The sequence below is a fragment of the Mesorhizobium sp. B2-4-3 genome (assembly GCF_006442815.1).
Lineage (GTDB): Bacteria > Pseudomonadota > Alphaproteobacteria > Rhizobiales > Rhizobiaceae > Mesorhizobium.
Genome location: NZ_VFVL01000012.1, coordinates 18,882 through 37,845, shown reverse-complemented (window position 1 = coordinate 37,845; position 18,964 = coordinate 18,882). Strand labels below are relative to the sequence as shown.

Below are 18,964 nucleotides of genomic sequence, written 5' to 3'. Positions count from 1 at the left end.
CCATCCCGTGGGAAATCCGACACCTGAGAGCGAATTCATTCGTCTCTAGAGCGAACTTGTTCGTCTCGGCAGCGCAGACTTCCCGTTATTGTGTCCACAAATTTAGACAGGCTTGTCCAATTCGTCAATCACCGCTATATAGATTTTTCATGAAGCACGGCGTTTCTCCTGACACTTTCCCGCCACGCAGCCACGAGGCCAAGCGCGTGTCGGTGGTCGATGCCGCCGCTTCCGTCTTCTGCCGCGAAGGCTATGCCGGCGCCAATATCGACCTGATCGCGGCCGAGGCAGGCGTTTCACGCCAGACCGTCTACAACCATCACGGCGATAAGGAAAAGCTCTTCGTCGCCGTCGTGCGCGACCTGACGGAGCGCTGCAATGCCGGCATCTTCGCCACCATCGCCAGCTTCCCCGACCAGCCCACGGACCTGGAAGCCGACCTGGTCGCCTTTGCGGTGCGCATGAACCGCAATTGCATCTGCAACCGCGACGGCCGTTTCCTGCGCAAGCTGATCCAGGCCGAAGGCGGGCGTTATCCGGAACTGTTTGCCGAATGGCGCGAGCAAGGCCCGGGCCGCACCTGGTCGGCGCTTGCCGCGCGCTTCGCCCGGCTTGCCTTCGCCGGACATTTGTCGATCGGCGACCCCGACGTCGCGGCGCGTCAGTTCCTCGCCCTCGTCAACGCCGAGCTTCAGATCACTTTCATGCTGGGCGGCGCACCGACCGAGGAAGAGGTGCTAAGCTCCGCCACCAATGGTGTGCGGACCTTTCTCAGCGCCTTCGCCAGGAAGAAATCGCCAGCCGGCAAACAGGCGGCGCTCGTTCACGCCTGAGCGATCAAATCGCCGGCACCCCTCTTGGCCTCACGGCTTTGCGCCTATATGCGGTTTACGCCGCGCTCAAGCTTGATTACAGCTATGCGGACGATTCAACGGAACCCGACCATCAGATGGCCGACGACCACATCCGCTACGACATTCTGGCCCAGGAGGCTCTGCGCGGTGTCATGCGCAAGGTCCTGGCCGAGGTCGCGCGCACGGGCCTTCCGGGCAATCATCATTTCTTCATCACCTTCCTAACCGGCGCGCCGGGCGTGCGCATCTCGTCCAGGCTGCGCGAGCGCTATCCGGAGCAGATGACCATCGTCATCCAGTTCCAGTACTGGGACCTCAAGGTGACGGATGCCGGCTTCGAGGTCGGGCTGTCCTTCTCCGACGTGCCGGAGAAGCTCGAAATCCCCTTCTCCGCCGTGCGCGGCTTCTACGATCCGTCGGTCAATTTCGAGCTCGAATTCGACGTCAAGACGGAGAGCGCCGAAGACGAGGCTGCCGCTCCAGCGCCCGAGCCGATCGCCGTCGTCCCCGAGAAAAAGGCGGAAACCAAGAAGAAGGCCGTCGAGGCCGAAAAGAAACCGGCGGTCGCCGAGACCGGCGGCAAGGGTGCCGACGTCGTTTCGCTCGACGCCTTCCGCAAGAAGTAGCCCGGCGCCATGGGCGAGGTCGTCAATCTCCGCCAGGCCCGCAAGCAGAAAGCGCGCATCGAGAAAGAACGCCAGGCCGGCGAGAACCGGGCGCTGCACGGCCGCTCGAAGACGGAGCGCGAGCGTGACCGGCTGGCATCGGAAAAGGCCGAGAAATTCGTGGCCGGCCATCGCCGGGAAAAACCCGACGACCCTGGCGAGCGCTGAGTCCCTGCAATGGCCGCGGTCGAAAAACGTTCGGTAACGATCCGCGGTCACCGCACCAGCTTTTCCCTGGAACAGCCCTTCTACGACGATCTCATCGCCATCGCCGTGCAGCGTTCGCTGTCGCTCGCGGCCCTGGTCGCCGAGATCGACGAGACGCGCACCCGCGACGCGAACCTGTCATCCGCGCTGAGGCTCTATGTGCTGGCCTGGGCGAAGCGCGGCGGCGCGGCGCCCTAGACCGCGTTGTCGCTGAGGCTTTGTTGCGTCTTGCGCTTGGCGCCGAAGCTGAGCAGGGCCGAACGGTCACGCTCCTCCGCCTGCTTTTTCGACCTTACCCGCATCATGTCTTTCCAGCCGATATAGCCGACGAGCCGTTCATCCTCGCGTGAGACGACCGGCAGATGCGAGACGTTGGCGAGCAGAAGCTTGTCGGAAAGCGCCTCCAGATATTCGTCCGGATAAGCCAGCGTGATCTTGCTGCCGGCCAGCAATTCGCCAAGCGTCGTGCTGCGATGCTTGCCGTTACGACGCCAGCGCAGGATCGCCGGCGGATCGATGACGCCAAGCACATGGCCTTGCCCGTTGATCACCGGGAAGCTCGGATGCCGCGTCTCCGGCGCAGTCAGGAATGCAGCTGCGCCATGCAGCGTCATCGTCGCCGGCACAGTCTCGACCTTGGTCGTCATCACTTCCTTGACCCTGGTCAAAGCGAAAGGATCGACGCGGTATTCTCGAACGAGGTGATGCCCGCGCCGCGCCACTTTCTCGGTCAGGATCGAGCGCTTCATCAACAGCACGGTGACGGCATGGGCGGTGGCGCAGGCCGCGATCAGCGGCACCAGCACATGCGTGTTGCCGGTAAGCTCGGTGGCGAAGAAGGTCGCGGTCAGCGGCGCGCGCATGGTGCCGCCCATGGTCGCGGCCATCGCCAGCAGCGGCCAGAAGCCGGGGCTCGCCTCGGGCAGGATGCCCGAGAGCACCGCTCCCATCGCGCCGCCCATGATGAGCAGCGGCGCCAGCACACCGCCCGAGGTCCCGGACCCCAGCGCCACCGCCCAGATGACGGCCTTCACCACCAGAAGCAGCAGCGCGGCGGTGGCGACCGTGCGGCCGTCGAGCATGTTGGCGATGTTGTCGTAGCCGACGCCGAGCGCGTGCGGTTCGATAAGTCCGCCGATGCCGACCACCAGGCCGCCGATCATCGGCCACCACATCCAGTGGATCGGCAGCTTCTGGAAAGCGTCCTCGCAACGATAGACCATCTGCGTCAGCAGGCCTGAGAGCAGGCCGGCGCAGATGCCGATCAGCACCCAGCCGCCCAATCCGGCGATCGATGCCTCCATGGTGCCCGAGAACGGAAAGATCGGACCCGGCAGGTGCAGAAGGGTGCGCTCGACTTCCGCGACGATCGCGGCGACGGCGACAGGGATGAAGCTGCGCGGCGTCCATTCGAACAGGAGCAATTCGACCGCAAGCATGATGGCGGCGATCGGCGTGCCGAACACCGTCGTCATGCCGGCCGCGGCACCGGCCACCAGCAGCGTCTTGCGCTCATTGTCGCTGACCGGCAGCATCTGCGCGATCAGCGAGCCGATGGCGCCGCCGGTCATGATGATCGGGCCTTCGGCGCCGAACGGTCCGCCCGAGCCGATCGAGATCGCCGAAGACAGCGGCTTCAGCACCGCGACCTTGGCGTCGAGCCGCGAGCGCCCGAGCAGGATCGCCTCGATGGCCTCGGGAATGCCGTGGCCGCGGATCTTCTCGCTGCCGAAGCGCGCCATCAGGCCGATGATCAGCGCGCCGATCACCGGCACGATCACGGCGGCATAACCCAGCGGCGAGTCCTCGAGCTTGAACTCGGCCAGCGAGAACTGGCCGAAATAGGCGATGTTGGTGGCAAGACGGATGAGCTGCAGGAGCGCGATGCCGGCAAAAAGCCCAGCAGTCGCCACCACGACGGCAATGGCCGCGATGAGGAGCACGCGCGGATCGGTCGTGAAGTCGCGGAGATGGCCGTTGCCGGCGTGAGCAGGTTTCATTCTGGGAGCCTGAACTTTCTGGCGGCGCCAAGGCCGTCCGGTTTCAGGCGGCCTAATATCGTAATACGATATAAATCCGCAAGGCTGTTTTCGATCGCTGCACCGCGTCATTTTGGACAGGGATCGCGGCGGCCGGTTGAGCTTTTGCGGGAAAAGACCATAAGTCGGGAAATGACGCCGCCGAAACCACGCCCCGCCATCAGCCAGGCCGACTACCAGCGGCTGTCGCAGTTCCGTTATCTGATCCGCCGCTTTCTCGAATTCAGCCAGGTCCAGGCGAATGAGGCCGGCCTCACGCCGCGCCAGCACCAGGCGCTGCTGGCGATCAAGGGATTTCCCGGCGGCGGACCGGTGGCCGTGGGCGAGCTTGCCGAGCGGCTGCGCATCCGCCATCACAGCGCGGTGGAACTGGTGAACCGCCTTGCCGAGGCGGGCCTGGTGATCCGCGATCAGGACAAGGGCGATCACCGACGTGTGCTGCTGCAACTCACCCCTTTGGCCGACGATCGCCTGGCCGACTTGTCGGCCGCGCATCTCGACGAGCTTTCGCGCATCGAGCCGATGCTGCGGCGCCTGCTCTTGCGCCGCGGAGAATCCTAGGCGCTAAGATATTCAACTGGTTCGCCGACACAGGGATTTTGAAAGGTTGCCGTTTGTCTTGGCGCAAGATTTTCCCGTTCATTTCCGTGAAATCAGCGCAAACGCCGGGGATTGGTTGAAGCCGCCCCAACCTCGTCATTCTATGGCGGAGCAAGGAGCGAAGCGACGCGGCGCAGACCATAGAATCCATGCCGTGAGTTCGAAGCGTTGCCGCGGTGCAGAATTCTGCTCTGTTGCACGCCTTGGCGAAGGTAACGGCATGGATTCCAGGGTCTTCGCGACGGAGCTTCGCTCCTGCTCCGCCCTAGAATGACGATCGCGATGGGCGTTTCGGCCAATTTCCAACGCATGCCACCTGCCAACGCAAACAGAGCCGACCGGTCAAATCCCCTGTGTGCTGGGGAACTAGCTCCGCCCTACGCGCAGCGTGAAACTCAGCCGCCGTCGAGCGACTTCAGCAGATTGTCGATCGTGAACGGGTTGGCCTTCGGCTTCGCCGGCGCTGAAGTCGAACCATCATTGACGCCGGGCAGCGACCCATCGACCTTGCGCGTTTGCGCGGCTGCCTTGCGCTCCGCTTCCAGCCTCGCCTGCTCCGCCTTCTTGCGATCGGCCTCGGCCTGCGCCTTGGCCGCCTCGTCCGCGGCTCGCTGCTCGGCCTCGGCCTTCGCCTGTGCATCGGCCTTCGCCTTGGCGTCAGCCTCGGCCTGAGCCTTCGCCTCGGCTTCCGCCTTCACCCTCGCCTCTTCGTCGGCCTTGGCTTTTGCCTCGGCTTCCGCCTGTGCCTGCGCTTCCGCTTCGGCTTTCGCCTTGGCTTCCGCCTCGGCCTTCTGTCGCGCCTCTTCCTCTTGTCGGCGCAACTCCTCGGCCGCCTTGTCGCGCTCCATCTGCAGCGCCGCGTAGTAGCGCACTTCGCGCCGCAGGCGCTGCTTCTCCAGCAGCGCCGCCTGCATCGCCTCGACCCGCTGCTGTTCCTTCTCCAGCGCACGCTGCGTCAGGAACTGCGCCAGAGGGCCACTGTCGAACTGGGGCGCGGTCGCCCCGAGCGGACCGGCCAGGCTGAAATTGACGGCCGGCTCGGAACCGACCAGCGCCTCGTCGCCGGGACGATAGGTCAGCGCGCCCTTTGCCGTGACGGTGCTCGTGTTGAGATCGGCGGTCACGTCGGCGGACAAGGTCGCGCCGGGATTGTCGAGGCTGATCGGCGGCGCCCGCAACGTGCCGTTGGCAACGGTGAAGGCCGTATCCGTGTCGCCGGCGGCGAAGCTGCCCGTCCCGGCGATCTGCGGCGCGAACTCCGCGGTCTTGGCCGTGTCGATATCGCGCCCGATCGTGTCAGCCTTGGCGATGATGGCGCCAAAGCCGTCCGGATTGATGCCGTCCACTTTCAATCCCTTCAGCGCCGCCGTGCCGGAGCCGGACAGGGCCGCAATCATGGCGTCGACGGATTTGCCGCTGGTCGACAGCGCCGCCGAAAGATCGCCGCTGCCGCCGATACCGGCGCCGGGCAGAACCGCGGAAAGATCGCTGCCGGCCAGCCTCATCTGGCCGGAGAACAGGCCGGTGCCCTCCGTGTTCTTCAGGTCGAACAGGCCGGTCAGGTCGCCGCCGTAGAGCTTAGCCTTGAGGTCGGAGACGTGGATGCCTTCGCGATCGAGCTTCAGCGAGAATGAAGCGTCATGCGCCGTGGCGAAGGGCCCGACCGCGAGCGCCGAGGTGTTGAGGTCGAGATCTGCGTTGAACGGCAGCGTCGACTTCTGGCTGAACGGCGTGGTCGGCCATCCGCCCTTGGCGGGCGCGAAGGACTGGTCGCCGAACAGCGAGACCGCCAGCGGATCGAGGTCGAGCTCGTCGAGCGCCAGCGCCCCGGCAAGATGCGGCAGCCCATCCTTGGCGTCGATGTTGATGTCGCCGGACACCGGCGCCTTGTTGATCGAACCGGTGAGGCCGCTCAGCACCAGGAGCCCATTGCCGAAATCGGCATCGGCCGCCAGCGATGTCGACGTGCCCGTTCCCATGCCGGGCAGGCCTACGCCCGTCGTCATCAGCCACGGCTCGATATCCGCGGCATCGAGACTGACCTTGCCCTTGGCGATGGGGCCTTGCGCCGTCGAGGCGACTGTTCCGTCGAAGCCTGCCCTGAAATCATCGGCTGTCAGGTTGAAGCTGGTCGCGAGGCCGCCGGCGACCGAGCCCTTCGCCGAGACGTCGGTGTTGGCGTGGCCGAGCATGCCGAGCGGCAACGCCGGCAGGCCGTAAAGCGCAAGCAGCGTTGTGGCATCGTCGTTGCGGGCGTTGAAGGTGATCGACACCGGCGCCTCGGAGAGCTTGTCCGCGGTCCCCTTGCCGGAAAGCGACGCCGAGAAGGCCGAGCCGCCGGCCTTGCCCTGGGCTGAGAGCGCCAGGCCCGTGGTGCCGTCGCCATTGTCGGCGGCGCTGGTCAAGAGATCGATGCGCGCGTCCTGGAACAGTTCGGGATAGGCCGCCGCGCGGCTGGCCAGGCCTTTGAGCACGCCATTGTCGGGATAGTGCTGCGCCGCGACATCGATCAGCGGCTTGAGGTCCACCGCCACCACCGAGGCGTTGAGCTTGCCGGTCGGGCTCTGCGGGAAATCCTTGACCCGGCCCGTGGCGCTGATCGAGGCGCCGGCCAGGCCGCCGATCGAAAGCCGGTCGATCTCTAGCAGGCCCTCGCGCAGCCGCAGCGCCGTGTCGACGGTGTCGGCGCTGAGCCCGGCGGCGCTGACTGGCCCCGCCTTGATCTGGAAATCGAGATCGCGATCCGAAAACCGGTTGGCGCCCTTGTCGCTGATGAAGATCGAGGCGAACGCCGCGAGCCCGTCCAGGTCCATCTCGCCGCCCGTCAGCCGCATCAGCACCGACGGCCTGGCGCCATCCGGCTGGCTGGAATCGATGCTGCCGGCAAACTTCGCCTTGCCGAGTATGAGCTCGAGATCGCTGAAGGACTGCCGGTTCTCGCTGAGATCGACCTTGGCCTTGAAGCCTGCCGCGGGCAGCCGGCGGATCGCCTCGTCGACATCCTTCGACAGCCAGGCGGCAAAGCCGGAAGGCTGTCCGACGGCCAGCAGCAACGAGCCGGTGAAGCCGAAATGGTCTTCCACGCTCAACATGCCGTCGGCTTCGAGCGTCGTGCGGCCCGGCAGCGTCGCGGCGAGCGACTTCACCGACCAGCCCCCTTCGACCGGCTCGGCCGACAGCCGCACGTCGCGCACCGTCGTGTCGCCCGCCACCACCGCCGGCAGCCTGACCTCGACCGTGCCCGGTATCGTAGGCTTCGGCATGTGCTGCAGCGTCCGCTCGAATGCCGCGATCCGCTGGTCGAGCGTGAAGCCGGCGCCGGCGGCCCCGCCGACGGCCTCGTCGAACTGCACCTGCGCGCCGCTGGCCTCGACCGAGAAATGCGGCTTCAGGCCGAGATCGACCGATGCCTTGCCGTCGGCGGTATAGGGATTATCGAGCGGCCCGGTCTCGAAGCGGAACTCGTCGAAATTGAGCTTCTGGTGGTCGAGCGCGAACTTGCCGTTCAGCCGGAAGCCTGGGTCGGGCTTGCCGGTGCTGATCTTGACCGGCTGGCCCTCGTTGCCGCGCAACTCGGCCGAATTCTTGTCGTCACCCGAAATCTTGAACTGGCCGGAATAGACCGCGGCGCCCTTGACGATGCCGGCATTGCCGTCGGTTTCGACGATCAGCGGATAGGCATCGGGATCCGCTTTCAGCCTGAGCCGCATCTGGCCGTCCGGTTCCACCTTGCCGGTCGAAGCCGAGACATCGGTGCGCAGGCCGTCGAAGCGCAGCGTTCCGTCCATGCGCCATGGGCCGGTGAGCGCCTTGGCCGAAATGGTCGAGTTGATCTCCGAGATCAGATGGCTGCGTCCGCCGGCGGCGTGGCGCAATTCGATCTGCCCTTCGGTTACCGACAGCTTCTCGATCGCGATCTGGCCTGGGTCGAGGGGCGTCGAGGGCCGGAGCGTCCAGTCGACGATGCCGTCGCCGGCGACATTGATGGTGGCTTTCGGATGCACCAGCCGCATGTCGAAGATCAGCACCTCGCCGCGCAGGAATGGCGCGAGCTCGGCATCCATGGAAAAGGTCTCGACCGTCATCGCCGGCTGGCCTTCCGGCCCCCCCGCCACCTCGACATTGGAGAAGGTCACCGACGGAAACGGCAACAGCCTCGCCGTCGCATCGCCCTTCACCGTCACCTTGCGGCCGAGGACGGCGCTCGCCTCGCGCTCGAAATCGCCCCGGTAACCCGTCCAGTCGATGAAATACGGCACCACCAGTGCCGCAAAGAGCACCAGCACGAACAGGCCACCGAAGATCACGAACAGGCGGGCGAGCATCTGTTTCCCGGGTTGAAAGTCAGCCGCACTCTACCCGCATCCGCGTGTCGATAAAGAGGCAATTCAGCGTGCGACAGCCGCCAACGTCTCCAGTTGCGTGATCGCTCGCGGTCGCGATATCTCTTTTGCAAATCCCTGCCCTTCCGGCCGCGTCCTTGGCCGCCATGAATCTGAACCCAACACGGAGTGTTCCCGATGTCAGGCAAGAACTGGGACAGAGTGCCGATCGACGCGCAGAGCGTCGACGCGCCGCTGTCGCAAGCCGCGATTTTCCTGGTCGTCACGGTCGCCGGCGACAAGACCGCGCTGTCGACCGTCGCTTCGGTGCTGGGCGAGCTCGACGACCTCGTCAAGAATGTCGGCTTCCGGGACCTGTCGGGCCGCCTGTCCTGCATCGCCGGCATCGGCGCGGTGCTCTGGAACCGTCTGTCGCCCGGCCGGCGGCCGCGCGAGCTGAAACCCTTCGCGCCGATCGAGGGCTCGGCGCATTCGGCGCCCTCGACGCCGGGCGATCTGCTCTTCCATATCCGCGCCGAGCGGCCCGACATGTGCTTCGAGCTCGAGCGCATCCTGCTGAACAGTCTTGGCGCCAGCGTGACCGTCGCCGACGAGGTGTCCGGCTTCCGCTATTTCGACGCGCGCGACCTGCTCGGCTTTGTCGACGGCACAGCCAATCCGACCGGCCTCGACCTGCCCGCCTCCGCCTTGGTCAGCGACGAGGACGGCGACTTTGCCGGCGGCAGCTATGTCGTCGTGCAGAAATACCTGCACGACATGGCCGCCTGGGGCAAAACGCCGACGCATATCCAGGAAGAGATCATCGGCCGCACCAAGATCGACAACATCGAGATCGATGACGACGACAAGCCGCGAAAGTCGCACAAGTCACTGGCCACGATCGAGGACGACGCCGGCAACGAATACGACATCCTGCGCGACAACATGCCGTTCGGCCGCCCGGGACAAAACGAGTTCGGCACCTATTTCATCGGTTATACGCGCTATCTGTGGGTGATCGAGAAGATGCTGCAGCGCATGTATGTCGGCGAACCGCCAGGCGCTTACGACCGGCTGCTCGACTTCTCGACGCCGCATACCGGCACGACCTTCTTCGCGCCGACACGGCCCATGCTGCAGAAGCTGGCCGAAGGCGTGGGAGGATAGCCGCCGGCCAGCGGATCAGCCCGCCGCGGGCAGGATCTTGCCCGGGTTCATGATGTTCAGCGGATCGAGAGCCTGCTTGATCGTGCGCATGACATCGACGCCATGGCCGAGTTCGTGCCGCAGGAAGCCGACCTTGCCTTGGCCGATGCCGTGCTCGCCGGTGCAGGTGCCTTCCATGGCGATCGCGCGCATGTTGAGCCGGGCGACGAATTTCTCGGCGAGCGCGATCTCTTCAGGATTGTCGACATCCATCAGCACCAGCACATGGAAATTGCCGTCGCCGGCATGGCCGACGATGGGTGCTACCAGCCCCATCTCGGCAATATCCGCCTCGGTCTCGGTGACGCATTCGGCAAGCCGCGAGATCGGCACGCAGACGTCGGTCGACAGCCCCTTGGCGCCGGGGCGCAGCGTCAGCGACGACCAATAGGCGTCGTGCCGCGCCTTCCAGAGTTTTGTCCGCTCCTCCGCGACGCTGGTCCACAGGAACGGCCCCCCTCCATTCTCCTCGGCGATCATGCCGAACATCTCGGCCTGCTCGGCAACACCGGCGTCGCTGCCGTGGAATTCGACGAACAGGCATGGGCTTTCCGGGTAGTCGAGCTTGGAATAATTCTTCATCGCCCGCATCTGCAGGGCGTTGACCAGCTCGATGCGCGCCACCGGGATGCCCATCTGGATGGTCGCGATCACCGTGTTGCAGGCCGCTTCCAAGCTTGGAAACGGGCAGACGCCGCCTGAGATCGCCTGCGGAATGCCCTGGAGCCTCAGCGTCAGCGAGGTGATGACGCCGAGCGTGCCTTCCGAACCGACCAAAAGCCGCGTCAGGTCGTAGCCGGCCGAGCTTTTCTTCGCTCGCTTGCCGGTCGTCACCGTCTCGCCGTCGGCCATGACGGCGGTCAGCGACAGCACGTTTTCGCGCATGGTGCCGTAGCGCACCGCGTTGGTGCCGGAAGCCCTGGTCGCCGCCATGCCGCCCAGCGAGGCATTGGCGCCAGGATCGATCGGGAAGAACAGGCCGGTGTCGCGCAAATGCCGGTTGAGGTCCTCGCGCGTCACCCCGGGCTCGACGGTGCAGTCGAGGTCTTGCGGATTGACGGCGAGGATCCGGTTCATGCGCGAGGTGTCGATGGAAATGCCGCCGCCCGGCGCGTTGGTGTGGCCCTCGAGCGAGGAGCCGACGCCGAAGGCGATGACCGGCACGCGGTGGACAGCGCAGGCGCGCACGATCTCTTGCACGTCCGCGGTCGTCTCGACGAAAGCGACGCCGTCGGGCGCCTGGGTCGGGATATAGGTGGTGGTGTGCGCGTGCTGGCCGCGAATCGCCTCGCCGGTCTGGAAGCGCTCGCCGAAGCGCTGCTTGAGGATGCCGAGCACCGCGGCGATGCCTTCCTCGTTGCGTTCGACGGGGTTGAGGTCGCTCAAAGCCATGAATTCCTCCGCGAATGGACCAGCCTTACATGCCCAAGCGGCTCTATGCTACTTGCTGTATCAATTTCATTGACTATCGACGGAACCAGGGGCTCTGGGCGCAAACCATGCCGGGCGGGGTCTGATATGAAGCACGCTGGATGGATAGGCGGCCTTGCGTTCCTTGTCACTCTGTTGCCGGCTTGGGCTGTGAAGTCCGCATCTCAGCAAAGCCGGATCGTTTGGGCAGGATTCGTGGTTCTGATGGTATTCGTAGGCGCGATAGGGGCGGCAGCTCGAGCGCGAGACCCGCGAACGCGCATGGTCCTGGGACCTTATGTGCAACGAAATTTCTGGTATCTAGCCGCCTTCGTGGGAACAAGCTTTTTGATTGCAGGAGCTTTCTCTACCTCGATCACTTATGCACAGCCAGGGGTTGGCTTCGTTGGCGAACTGGGACTGGTGCTATCGCAAAAAGCAGCGAGCCTCATTCCAGTTGTCGCCAAATATGCGACTAACATGGACCCGCCACTTTCCCCTGAAGTGTTGTTCAAAACCCAGTCGATTGTTGCCTCATTCATGCTTGCGGGATTTTTGAATCTCGCCGCCTATGCAGTCTATCTGGTGAGAATGCCAAAGGCCGAACGTACAGAAATCTATACATCGAGACAGCTCAAACGGCATTCGGTGCTGTTTGTATGCTTCTCTACGGTTTTTGCGGTTTACGTGGCACTCGCTGCCTACTGGGGCTTTGATGAGTTCGAGGCGGCCCCAAAGGCGAAATGGTGGTGCGCGATGCAGGCAAGTTGTTATGCGAGAGGCGATGATTTGACGATTTTCGCAGCTGCCTTGCTGAAGGTTCTTGCATTGCTCGTGTTCCCGCTTGGGGCCGCAGTGCTCATAGATGCGTCAAGACTTCTGCCGCGAGAACCATAGCCCAGAGATTAAGGAAACCAGATGACGATCCCCGCGCCCATCATTTCCCGCCCATTGGCGATCGAGAAGGACTGGATCGACTATAACGGCCACCTCAACATGGCCTTTTACAACGTGCTGTTCGACCGCGGCACCGACGAAGCGTTCGAAATGATGGGAGTGGACTCGAGCTATACCAAGGAGCGCCGCCTCAGCGTCTACACCGCGGAAGTCCATGTCTGCTACGTACGCGAGCTGCATCTCCACGACACGGTCAAGGTCTCGTTCCAGCTCATCGATCATGACGACAAGCGGTTGAGAACCTATCAGGAAATCCGCCATGTCGACGGCTGGCTCGCCGCCACGTCCGAAACGCTGTCGCTGCATGTCGACATGGACGGACCCAAGGTCGCCCCCTTCCCCGCCGACGTGATGGCCAAGTTGGAGGCCATGCGCGCGGCTCATGCGGCGCTGCCGATGCCCGAGCGCGCCGGCCGCTCGATCGGCATCAAGCGCAAGGGCGCTTGAAAACCCGCGCGCCCGCGTTAACCTTACCAAGGTTTTAACGTGAACAAGTCGGTTGAGTCCGTTGAACGACTCACCGGTGCGTTCGAAAACCGCCCTACCGGGTTTACGCGCGGGCGGCTGGCGGAATGCGGTGCGAGGACAGTGCATGAAAACCGACATCAAGGTCGAAGTGGAGCGCTTGGCGGCCGATCCACGCATCACCGACTATGATTTCTGGCGATCGCTGAAGAACGTCAACAACGAGATCTTCCACATCGCCAACAACAACGAACCTATCCCGTTCGACATGATCCGCTGGCGCGCGATTCTGAAGCAGGCGCGCATGAGGCGCGGCCACGCTTGATCCATCGTCGCTGCCCTGTCTAGCCATCTCTGCCCAGTCATAGCTGCTTGAACCCGCCCAGCGGCGAACGCGGCTCGACCGGCGACGACTGGATGATGGCGGTGTTGGTCATCGCATAGGGGATGACCCGGTCGATCACCCGCTCGAGCTCGCTCACAGAGCCGACATGGGCGAGCGCGATGAAGCAGTCCTCGCCGGTGACCCGGTCGCATTGCGCGATTTCCGGCAGCTCCCGGATGATGTCCGCCACCACCGAAAGCTGTCCCGGCACGGGCCTTATTCTCAGCCATGCCGACAGCTTCATGCCGAGAGCGGCCGGATTGATCCTGACCGTATAAGCCTCGATCACGCCGTTCTCCTGCAGCTTGCGGATGCGCTCCGCCACGCTCGGCGCCGACAGCCCGACCGCGCGCGCCAGTTCCGCCGTGCTGATGCGCGCGTCCTTTTCCAGCAGACGCAGGACCTTCAGATCGATCGCGTCGAGGTCGACATTTTCACTTCGAAGGTTTTTCAAATCAAATCTCTTCCATCAGAAAGCGAAACTAGGCATCAAGCCGTTCATCGCGCATATAATCCGCGAGTTTCGCCTGCGATAATGCTCGCATGAAAGCTCAAACGCAAATTCCAGCTGCAAAGCAGGCCAGCAGTGATATCGATGCCCGCCCCGCCCTTGCCGGCCCCACCACACTTGCTGGAATGGCCAACGCGTTGCCGCCGCATGTCTGGTTCTGCGTCAGCGCCGTGTTCCATTATCTAGGCCCGGCCTTCGCGGTGCTGCTTTTCGCTCAGGTCGGCGTCCTCGGCATGGCTTGGCTGCGCATCGCCACCGCCGCTGTCATCTTCGCCCCGCTGACAAGGCCCTGGCGCGTCTTCGCCCGCGCTGATCGCGCTCCGCGGCTGCTGCTGCTTGCCTTCGGCATCTGCCTGGCGGTGATGAACTGCTCGTTCTATCTGGCGCTCGACCGCCTGCCGATCTCGCTGGTGGCGGCGATCGAATTCGTCGGCACGATCGCGGTCGCGCTGGTCGGCCTTCGCAGCCGGCGCAACTTTGCCGCGCTCGCCGTTGCCGTTGTCGGCACGTTGCTGCTCATCGACGTGAAATGGTCCAGCGATCCGGTCGGCTTGTTCTGGGCCTTTTTGAATGGTGCCCTCTTCGTCGGCTACATCGTGATCGGTCACCGCGTCGCCCAGGCAGGCATCGGCATCGCCGGCCTCGGCACCGCCATGGCAGTCGCTTTCCTTATCGTGTTGCCCATCGGCCTTCGCGAGGCGCTGCCTGCCTTCTCGTCGCCGCAACTCCTCGTCGCCGCGATCGGCGTCGGCGTCTGCTCCTCGGTCATCCCCTACATCTGCGACCAGCTCGCCATGGCGCGGCTGCCGCGCGCGAGCTTCGCATTGATGCTCTCGCTCCTGCCGCTCACGGCAACGCTGATCGGCGTCATCGTGCTGCGCCAGGTGCCCAGCATCACCGACTGCATCGGCATTGCGCTGGTCATCGCCGGCGTCGCCTCCCACAAGCCGGCCCTGGAGTGATCCGGCGACTGCGCCGTTGAGGTGTGTTGAGATTCAGGTCAGGCCGAGTCGAAAACGGCAGCTTCCGAGAACCGGAGCGGAGCGTACTTCAAAGTACGTGAGCACCGGAAGCGGAGGAAGCTACCGTTTGCAGGCCGGGCTCACCTGAATATCAATACGCCTCAGGCCAGCTTCTCCTTCAGGAAAGCAATTGTCCTCCCCCAGGCGAGGTCGGCGGCCTTCTTGTTGTAGCGCGCGGCCGAGGTGTCGTTGTTGAAGGCGTGGTTGGCGCCGTCATAGACGTAGACCTTGTAGTCGACATGCGCGGCGTCGAGCGCCTTCTTGTAGGCGTCGATGCCGGCGTTGGTGCGTTCGTCCAACCCGGCATAGTGCAGCAGCAGCGGCGCCTTGATCCTTTGAGCGTCCTCTGCCTTGGGCTGCATGCCGTAATAGGCGACGCCGGCGCTGAGGTCCGGCGCATGGACGGCAAGTTGGTTGACCGCGCCGCCGCCCCAGCAGAAGCCGACCGCCCCGACCTTGCCGTTGCCGTCCTTGAGGCCCTTGAGGTAGGCGATCGTCGCCACGCCGTCGGCCGCGACCTGGGCGGCATCGAGCTTGGTGAACATGTCGCGCGCCTTGTCCTCGTCGGACGGCGTACCGCCAAGCGGCGACAGGAAATCCGGCGCCAGCGCGACGAACCCTTCCAGCGCCACGCGCCGGGCGACGTCGCGGATATGCGCATTGAGACCCCTGTTCTCATGGATAACGATGACGGTGCCGAGCTTGCCCGACTGATCCGCCGGCTTGACCAGATAGGCTTTCATCTCGCCGCTTGAGCCGGGATAGGTGATGTCCTCGCCCTGAACGCGGCTGTCGTCCTCGGCGACGATCGCGGCCTGGGCGGAATTGGCCGCCAGCATCGGCGCGATCGCGGCCGCCGCGGCGCCCGAGCCCGCCAGCTTGGTCAACTGCTCCATGAAGCGGCGGCGGTCGAGCGTCAGATGCGTGTATTCGTCATAGGCATCGATCATCGCCTGAGTGATGACGGGCTGCGTGACGACGGGCTTGGCAACGGGTTCGGTCATGGCTGTCCTCGACGTCTAGTGCATGTCGCCCAAAAGTGCGCAGCGGTTTTGGGACAACGACATGCATCAAGCAAAAACCTAAAGCTCGACACGTGAATCCATTTCCGACGTGGCGCGCTTTAGGCGGGTAATCCGCAAGATAGGGTCGAGAATTGCACGGTCCAGTCACGCCCGGGTGACGATCCCCTGGTGGAATCTTAGTAGAGCCGCTGCGCCGACAAGCAGCTTGATTCATCACATTTTGGTCATTTCCGAAAGTCTTGATGGTGCTGTCACATTAGGACACGAAGGTGGCCGAGCCGCCTCGCCGATAGGAATGACGAAAAAGGGGAATGCCGTGAATGTCCAGGACATCGTCAACACCGTCTCACAAAAGGCAGGACTCGACGAACCCACCACCGAGAAGGTTGTCGGCACCATCTTTTCCGTGCTCGAGCACGAGGCTGAGGGCATCAGCGTTTCGTCCTTCTTCGACCAGATCCCCGGTGCCGGTGCGCTGGCGCAGAAATACGACGTGATGGCCGCCGGCGCGACGGCCAATTCGGGCGGCGGACTTCTGTCGTCGCTGCAGGGCGCGCTCGGCGGCGTGCTCGGCGAAAAGGCCGGCGCGCTGATCAACGGCGTCGCGGCGCTTAAAGAGTCCGGCCTCGACATGGCGCAGATCCAGAAGGCCGGCGAGACCCTGATCAAGCAGGCCGAGGCCGCCGCCGGCCCTGACCTGACCAACCAGGTGCTGGACCAGGTGCCGAGCCTGAGGGGCCATCTCGGGCTGTAGTCCCTTGGCCGGGACGGATATCCCGCTTCGTTGCCGGTGCGGCCGGGTGCACAGCCTTGCAGAAGGCGTTACTGGCAGGAAATCTCGACATTATTCAGAATTACTACATTATCATGCACATTTCAGAAACCATCCGCTGATCGCATCGGCCGTGCCTTCATGCAATTAACCACCTATTAGAAGTTGTATCGCAGGGTTGTAGGCAGAACTATTGGTATCCGCATTGGGGGCGGCTGCCTTTTATCGCCTGTGTCACACCCCTCGCCGCAGCAAATCGGATGTCCGCTCCGACGGACATCGGGCGATGGTTGACCGGGCAGGAAGGTCAGGCACCTCCGCGCGTTCGAAGAGAGCGACCTGGCCGTGATGCGCGTCATCTCCTGCGTGACAGTAGATCATAATCTCTGGCTTGTGCTGGTTGCTGCGCTGGTCTGCAGCGCGGGTTCATGGGCAACCATCCGGCTTTTCCTGCGTGCGCATGAAGCCAAGGGCTTGCAGCAGGTCGGCTGGCATTTCCTGACCTCGGTCTGCGCAGGGTCATCCATCTGGTGCACGCATTTCATCGCCATGCTGGCTTACGATCCCGGCGCCCCGATCACCTTCGACCCGGTGCTGACGATCGCCTCGCTGTTCATCGCCATCACCGGCACCGCCGCCGGCTTCATCACGGCGACGACCCACGCTCCGCGTGTTGCCCCGATCGCCGGAGGCGTCATCGTCGGCTTCGCGATCGCCGGCATGCACTACACAGGCATGGCCGCCTATCATGTCGACGGCATCGTCGAATGGAACGCGACCTATATTGCCGCGTCTGTCCTGTTGTCCGTGGTCTTTGCCTGCCTCGCCGTGCGTGTCGCCCTGAACGAGCGGCTGTCCGGGCGCAACTATTGGGCCTCGGCCATTCTGGTGCTGGCCATCGTCAGCCTGCATTTCACCGCAATGGCGGCGGTGCAGGTGACACCGCTGGTAACGCGCGGCGCCGACAGCGATGCCCTGGCATTGCACGCCATGGCGCTCGGCGTCGCCGTTGCCGGCCTGATCATCATAGGCACGGGGCTCGCCAGCTATCTGATCGATGACCGGACGCGCTCGGAAGCCTTTCAACGCCTGCATCATCTGGCGATGAGCGACACGCTGACGGGTCTGCCCAACCGGGCGAACTTCAACGATCATCTCGACCGCGAGATCGACCGCGCCCGCGAACTAAGCGGCAAGGTGGCGATCGTCGGCATCGATCTCAACCGGTTCAAGGAGATCAACGATATATGGGGGCACGGCGCCGGCGACCAGACTTTGAAGAACCTGGCCGAGCGCATGAGCGCGCTGCTGCAGGAAGGCGAGTTCGTCGCTCGCCTCGGCGGCGACGAGTTCGCCGGCGTCAAGCGCATGAAGAGTCAGTCGGACCTTGTCGATTTCGTTTCGCGCCTCGAAGCGGCGCTCTTCGCGCCGGTCAGGGTCGGCGACATCGAAACCACCACCGGCGCCAGCCTCGGCGTCGCCATCTACCCGAATGACGCGCTCAATCGCGAAGCGCTGGTCAACAACGCCGACCTTGCCATGTACCGCGCCAAGGCGAACATAACCCAGAATGTCTGCTTCTATGAGCAGGCCATGGACGAGGCCGTTCGCGCCAACCGCACTTTGGCCAACGACCTGCGCGACGCCGTCGAGAACAGCCAGCTCGACCTGCACTATCAGGTGCAGACTTCCGTTCCGACCGGCGACATCCGCGGCTATGAGGCGCTGCTGCGCTGGAAGCATCCGACCAGGGGCAATATTCCTCCGGCCGAGTTCATTCCGCTGGCCGAGGAAAACGGTCTCATCCTGCCGCTCGGCGAGTGGGTGCTGCGCACCGCTTGCGCCAAGGCCGCCTCATGGGATCATCCGTACAAGGTCGCGGTCAATCTCTCTCCGGTCCAGTTCGCCCACGCCGACCTGCCGAAGCTGGTCCACGAGATCCTGCTCGAGACCGGGCTAAAATCGAACCGGCTGGAGCTCGAGATCACCGAAACCACCATCATCGCCGACAAGATCCGCACTTTGAACATCCTGCGGCGGATCAAGGCGCTGGGCGTCACCATCGCCATCGACGATTTCGGCACCGGCTATTCCTCGCTGGAGACGTTGCGCGCCTTCCCGTTCGACAAGATCAAGCTCGATCGTTCCTTCATGTCCGAGGTTGAAACCAGCCCGCAGGCCAAGGCCATCATCCGCGCCGTCCTGGCGCTAGGCCAGAGCCTCCATATCCCGGTGCTGGCCGAGGGCGTCGAGACGCACAGCCAATTGTCGATCCTGCGCGCCGAGGGCTGCAACGAGGCGCAAGGCTTCCTGCTCGGCCGTCCGGCGCCCTCCGCCGAGATCCTAGCGCTGGGTCATCGCGCCGAGGTGGCAGGCGCCGAGATGCCAGTCCGCCAGGCTGTTGCATAGACGATAGCACGCTGAGATTCAGGTCAGGCCGAGTCGGAGTCTGGGATTTTGACCATTTTGACCGGTCGGCTCTGTTTGCATTGGCAGGTGGCATGCGTTGGAGATTGGCCGAAAC

17 protein-coding genes are annotated in these 18,964 nt (G+C 64.0%); 12 read left to right on the top strand and 5 right to left on the bottom strand.

The window, feature by feature from the left end; genetic code table 11:
- Positions 1-149 precede the first annotated feature (149 nt).
- The 4 genes from FJ956_RS14015 to FJ956_RS14000 all read left to right on the top strand — a co-directional run bounded on the left by FJ956_RS14015 (position 150) and on the right by FJ956_RS14000 (position 1,924).
- Positions 150-833: a TetR/AcrR family transcriptional regulator gene (locus tag FJ956_RS14015; RefSeq protein ID WP_140674566.1), complete on the top strand. Its 684-nt coding sequence runs from the start codon at positions 150-152 to the stop codon at positions 831-833.
- A 116-nt stretch (positions 834-949) separates the two neighbouring features.
- Positions 950-1,480, top strand: a complete 531-nt coding sequence (locus tag FJ956_RS14010; protein WP_140674569.1) for an SspB family protein — start codon at positions 950-952, stop codon at positions 1,478-1,480.
- A 9-nt stretch (positions 1,481-1,489) separates the two neighbouring features.
- A complete protein-coding gene (locus FJ956_RS14005) occupies positions 1,490-1,687 on the top strand; it encodes a DUF4169 family protein (protein ID WP_140674572.1) in 198 nt (65 codons plus the stop codon).
- Between the two features lie 9 nt (positions 1,688-1,696).
- A complete protein-coding gene (locus FJ956_RS14000; protein ID WP_140674575.1) occupies positions 1,697-1,924 on the top strand; it encodes a ribbon-helix-helix domain-containing protein in 228 nt (75 codons plus the stop codon).
- Here FJ956_RS14000 and FJ956_RS13995 read toward each other — a convergent pair.
- Positions 1,921-3,726 (bottom strand): chloride channel protein, encoded by a 1,806-nt coding sequence (locus tag FJ956_RS13995; RefSeq protein ID WP_140674578.1) that lies wholly within the window; start codon positions 3,724-3,726, stop codon positions 1,921-1,923. The genes FJ956_RS14000 and FJ956_RS13995 overlap by 4 nt on opposite strands.
- 171 nt (positions 3,727-3,897) lie before the next feature.
- Between FJ956_RS13995 and FJ956_RS13990 the strand changes: the two genes are divergently transcribed.
- Positions 3,898-4,326, top strand: coding sequence for a helix-turn-helix domain-containing protein (locus FJ956_RS13990; RefSeq protein WP_140674581.1), 429 nt, complete (start codon positions 3,898-3,900; stop codon positions 4,324-4,326).
- Positions 4,327-4,760: 434 nt separating this feature from the next.
- Here the strand turns inward: FJ956_RS13990 and FJ956_RS13985 are convergent, their stop codons facing one another.
- A complete protein-coding gene (locus FJ956_RS13985) occupies positions 4,761-8,690 on the bottom strand; it encodes an AsmA family protein (RefSeq protein ID WP_140674584.1) in 3,930 nt (1,309 codons plus the stop codon).
- A gap of 195 nt (positions 8,691-8,885) precedes the next feature.
- Here FJ956_RS13985 and FJ956_RS13980 point away from each other — a divergent pair, with 195 nt between their 5' ends.
- Positions 8,886-9,854: a Dyp-type peroxidase gene (locus tag FJ956_RS13980; RefSeq protein WP_140674587.1), complete on the top strand. Its 969-nt coding sequence runs from the start codon at positions 8,886-8,888 to the stop codon at positions 9,852-9,854.
- Positions 9,855-9,869: 15 nt separating this feature from the next.
- Here FJ956_RS13980 and FJ956_RS13975 read toward each other — a convergent pair whose 3' ends face one another.
- Positions 9,870-11,285 (bottom strand): FAD-linked oxidase C-terminal domain-containing protein, encoded by a 1,416-nt coding sequence (locus FJ956_RS13975; protein WP_140674590.1) that lies wholly within the window; start codon positions 11,283-11,285, stop codon positions 9,870-9,872.
- Between the two features lie 300 nt (positions 11,286-11,585).
- Here FJ956_RS13975 and FJ956_RS13970 point away from each other — a divergent pair, with 300 nt between their 5' ends.
- The 3 genes from FJ956_RS13970 to FJ956_RS13960 all read left to right on the top strand — a co-directional run bounded on the left by FJ956_RS13970 (position 11,586) and on the right by FJ956_RS13960 (position 13,050).
- Positions 11,586-12,200, top strand: coding sequence for a hypothetical protein (locus tag FJ956_RS13970; RefSeq protein WP_140674593.1), 615 nt, complete (start codon positions 11,586-11,588; stop codon positions 12,198-12,200).
- A 21-nt stretch (positions 12,201-12,221) separates the two neighbouring features.
- Positions 12,222-12,707, top strand: a complete 486-nt coding sequence (locus FJ956_RS13965) for a thioesterase family protein (protein WP_140674596.1) — start codon at positions 12,222-12,224, stop codon at positions 12,705-12,707.
- 145 nt (positions 12,708-12,852) lie between these two features.
- On the top strand, positions 12,853-13,050 hold the full coding sequence (locus FJ956_RS13960) for a hypothetical protein (RefSeq protein WP_140674600.1): 198 nt from the start codon (positions 12,853-12,855) through the stop codon (positions 13,048-13,050).
- 37 nt (positions 13,051-13,087) lie between these two features.
- On the opposite strand, the gene FJ956_RS13955 is transcribed toward FJ956_RS13960, so the two are convergent.
- A complete protein-coding gene (locus tag FJ956_RS13955; RefSeq protein ID WP_140674603.1) occupies positions 13,088-13,564 on the bottom strand; it encodes an Lrp/AsnC family transcriptional regulator in 477 nt (158 codons plus the stop codon).
- Positions 13,565-13,746: 182 nt separating this feature from the next.
- Here FJ956_RS13955 and FJ956_RS13950 point away from each other — a divergent pair, with 182 nt between their 5' ends.
- On the top strand, positions 13,747-14,583 hold the full coding sequence (locus tag FJ956_RS13950; protein WP_140674866.1) for a DMT family transporter: 837 nt from the start codon (positions 13,747-13,749) through the stop codon (positions 14,581-14,583).
- Positions 14,584-14,744: 161 nt separating this feature from the next.
- On the opposite strand, the gene FJ956_RS13945 is transcribed toward FJ956_RS13950, so the two are convergent.
- On the bottom strand, positions 14,745-15,647 hold the full coding sequence (locus FJ956_RS13945) for a dienelactone hydrolase family protein (protein ID WP_140674606.1): 903 nt from the start codon (positions 15,645-15,647) through the stop codon (positions 14,745-14,747).
- A gap of 337 nt (positions 15,648-15,984) precedes the next feature.
- On the opposite strand from FJ956_RS13945, the gene FJ956_RS13940 reads away from it, so the two are divergent.
- A complete protein-coding gene (locus FJ956_RS13940) occupies positions 15,985-16,422 on the top strand; it encodes a hypothetical protein (protein ID WP_140674609.1) in 438 nt (145 codons plus the stop codon).
- A 366-nt stretch (positions 16,423-16,788) separates the two neighbouring features.
- A complete protein-coding gene (locus FJ956_RS13935; RefSeq protein WP_140674869.1) occupies positions 16,789-18,849 on the top strand; it encodes a bifunctional diguanylate cyclase/phosphodiesterase in 2,061 nt (686 codons plus the stop codon).
- Positions 18,850-18,964 lie beyond the last annotated feature (115 nt).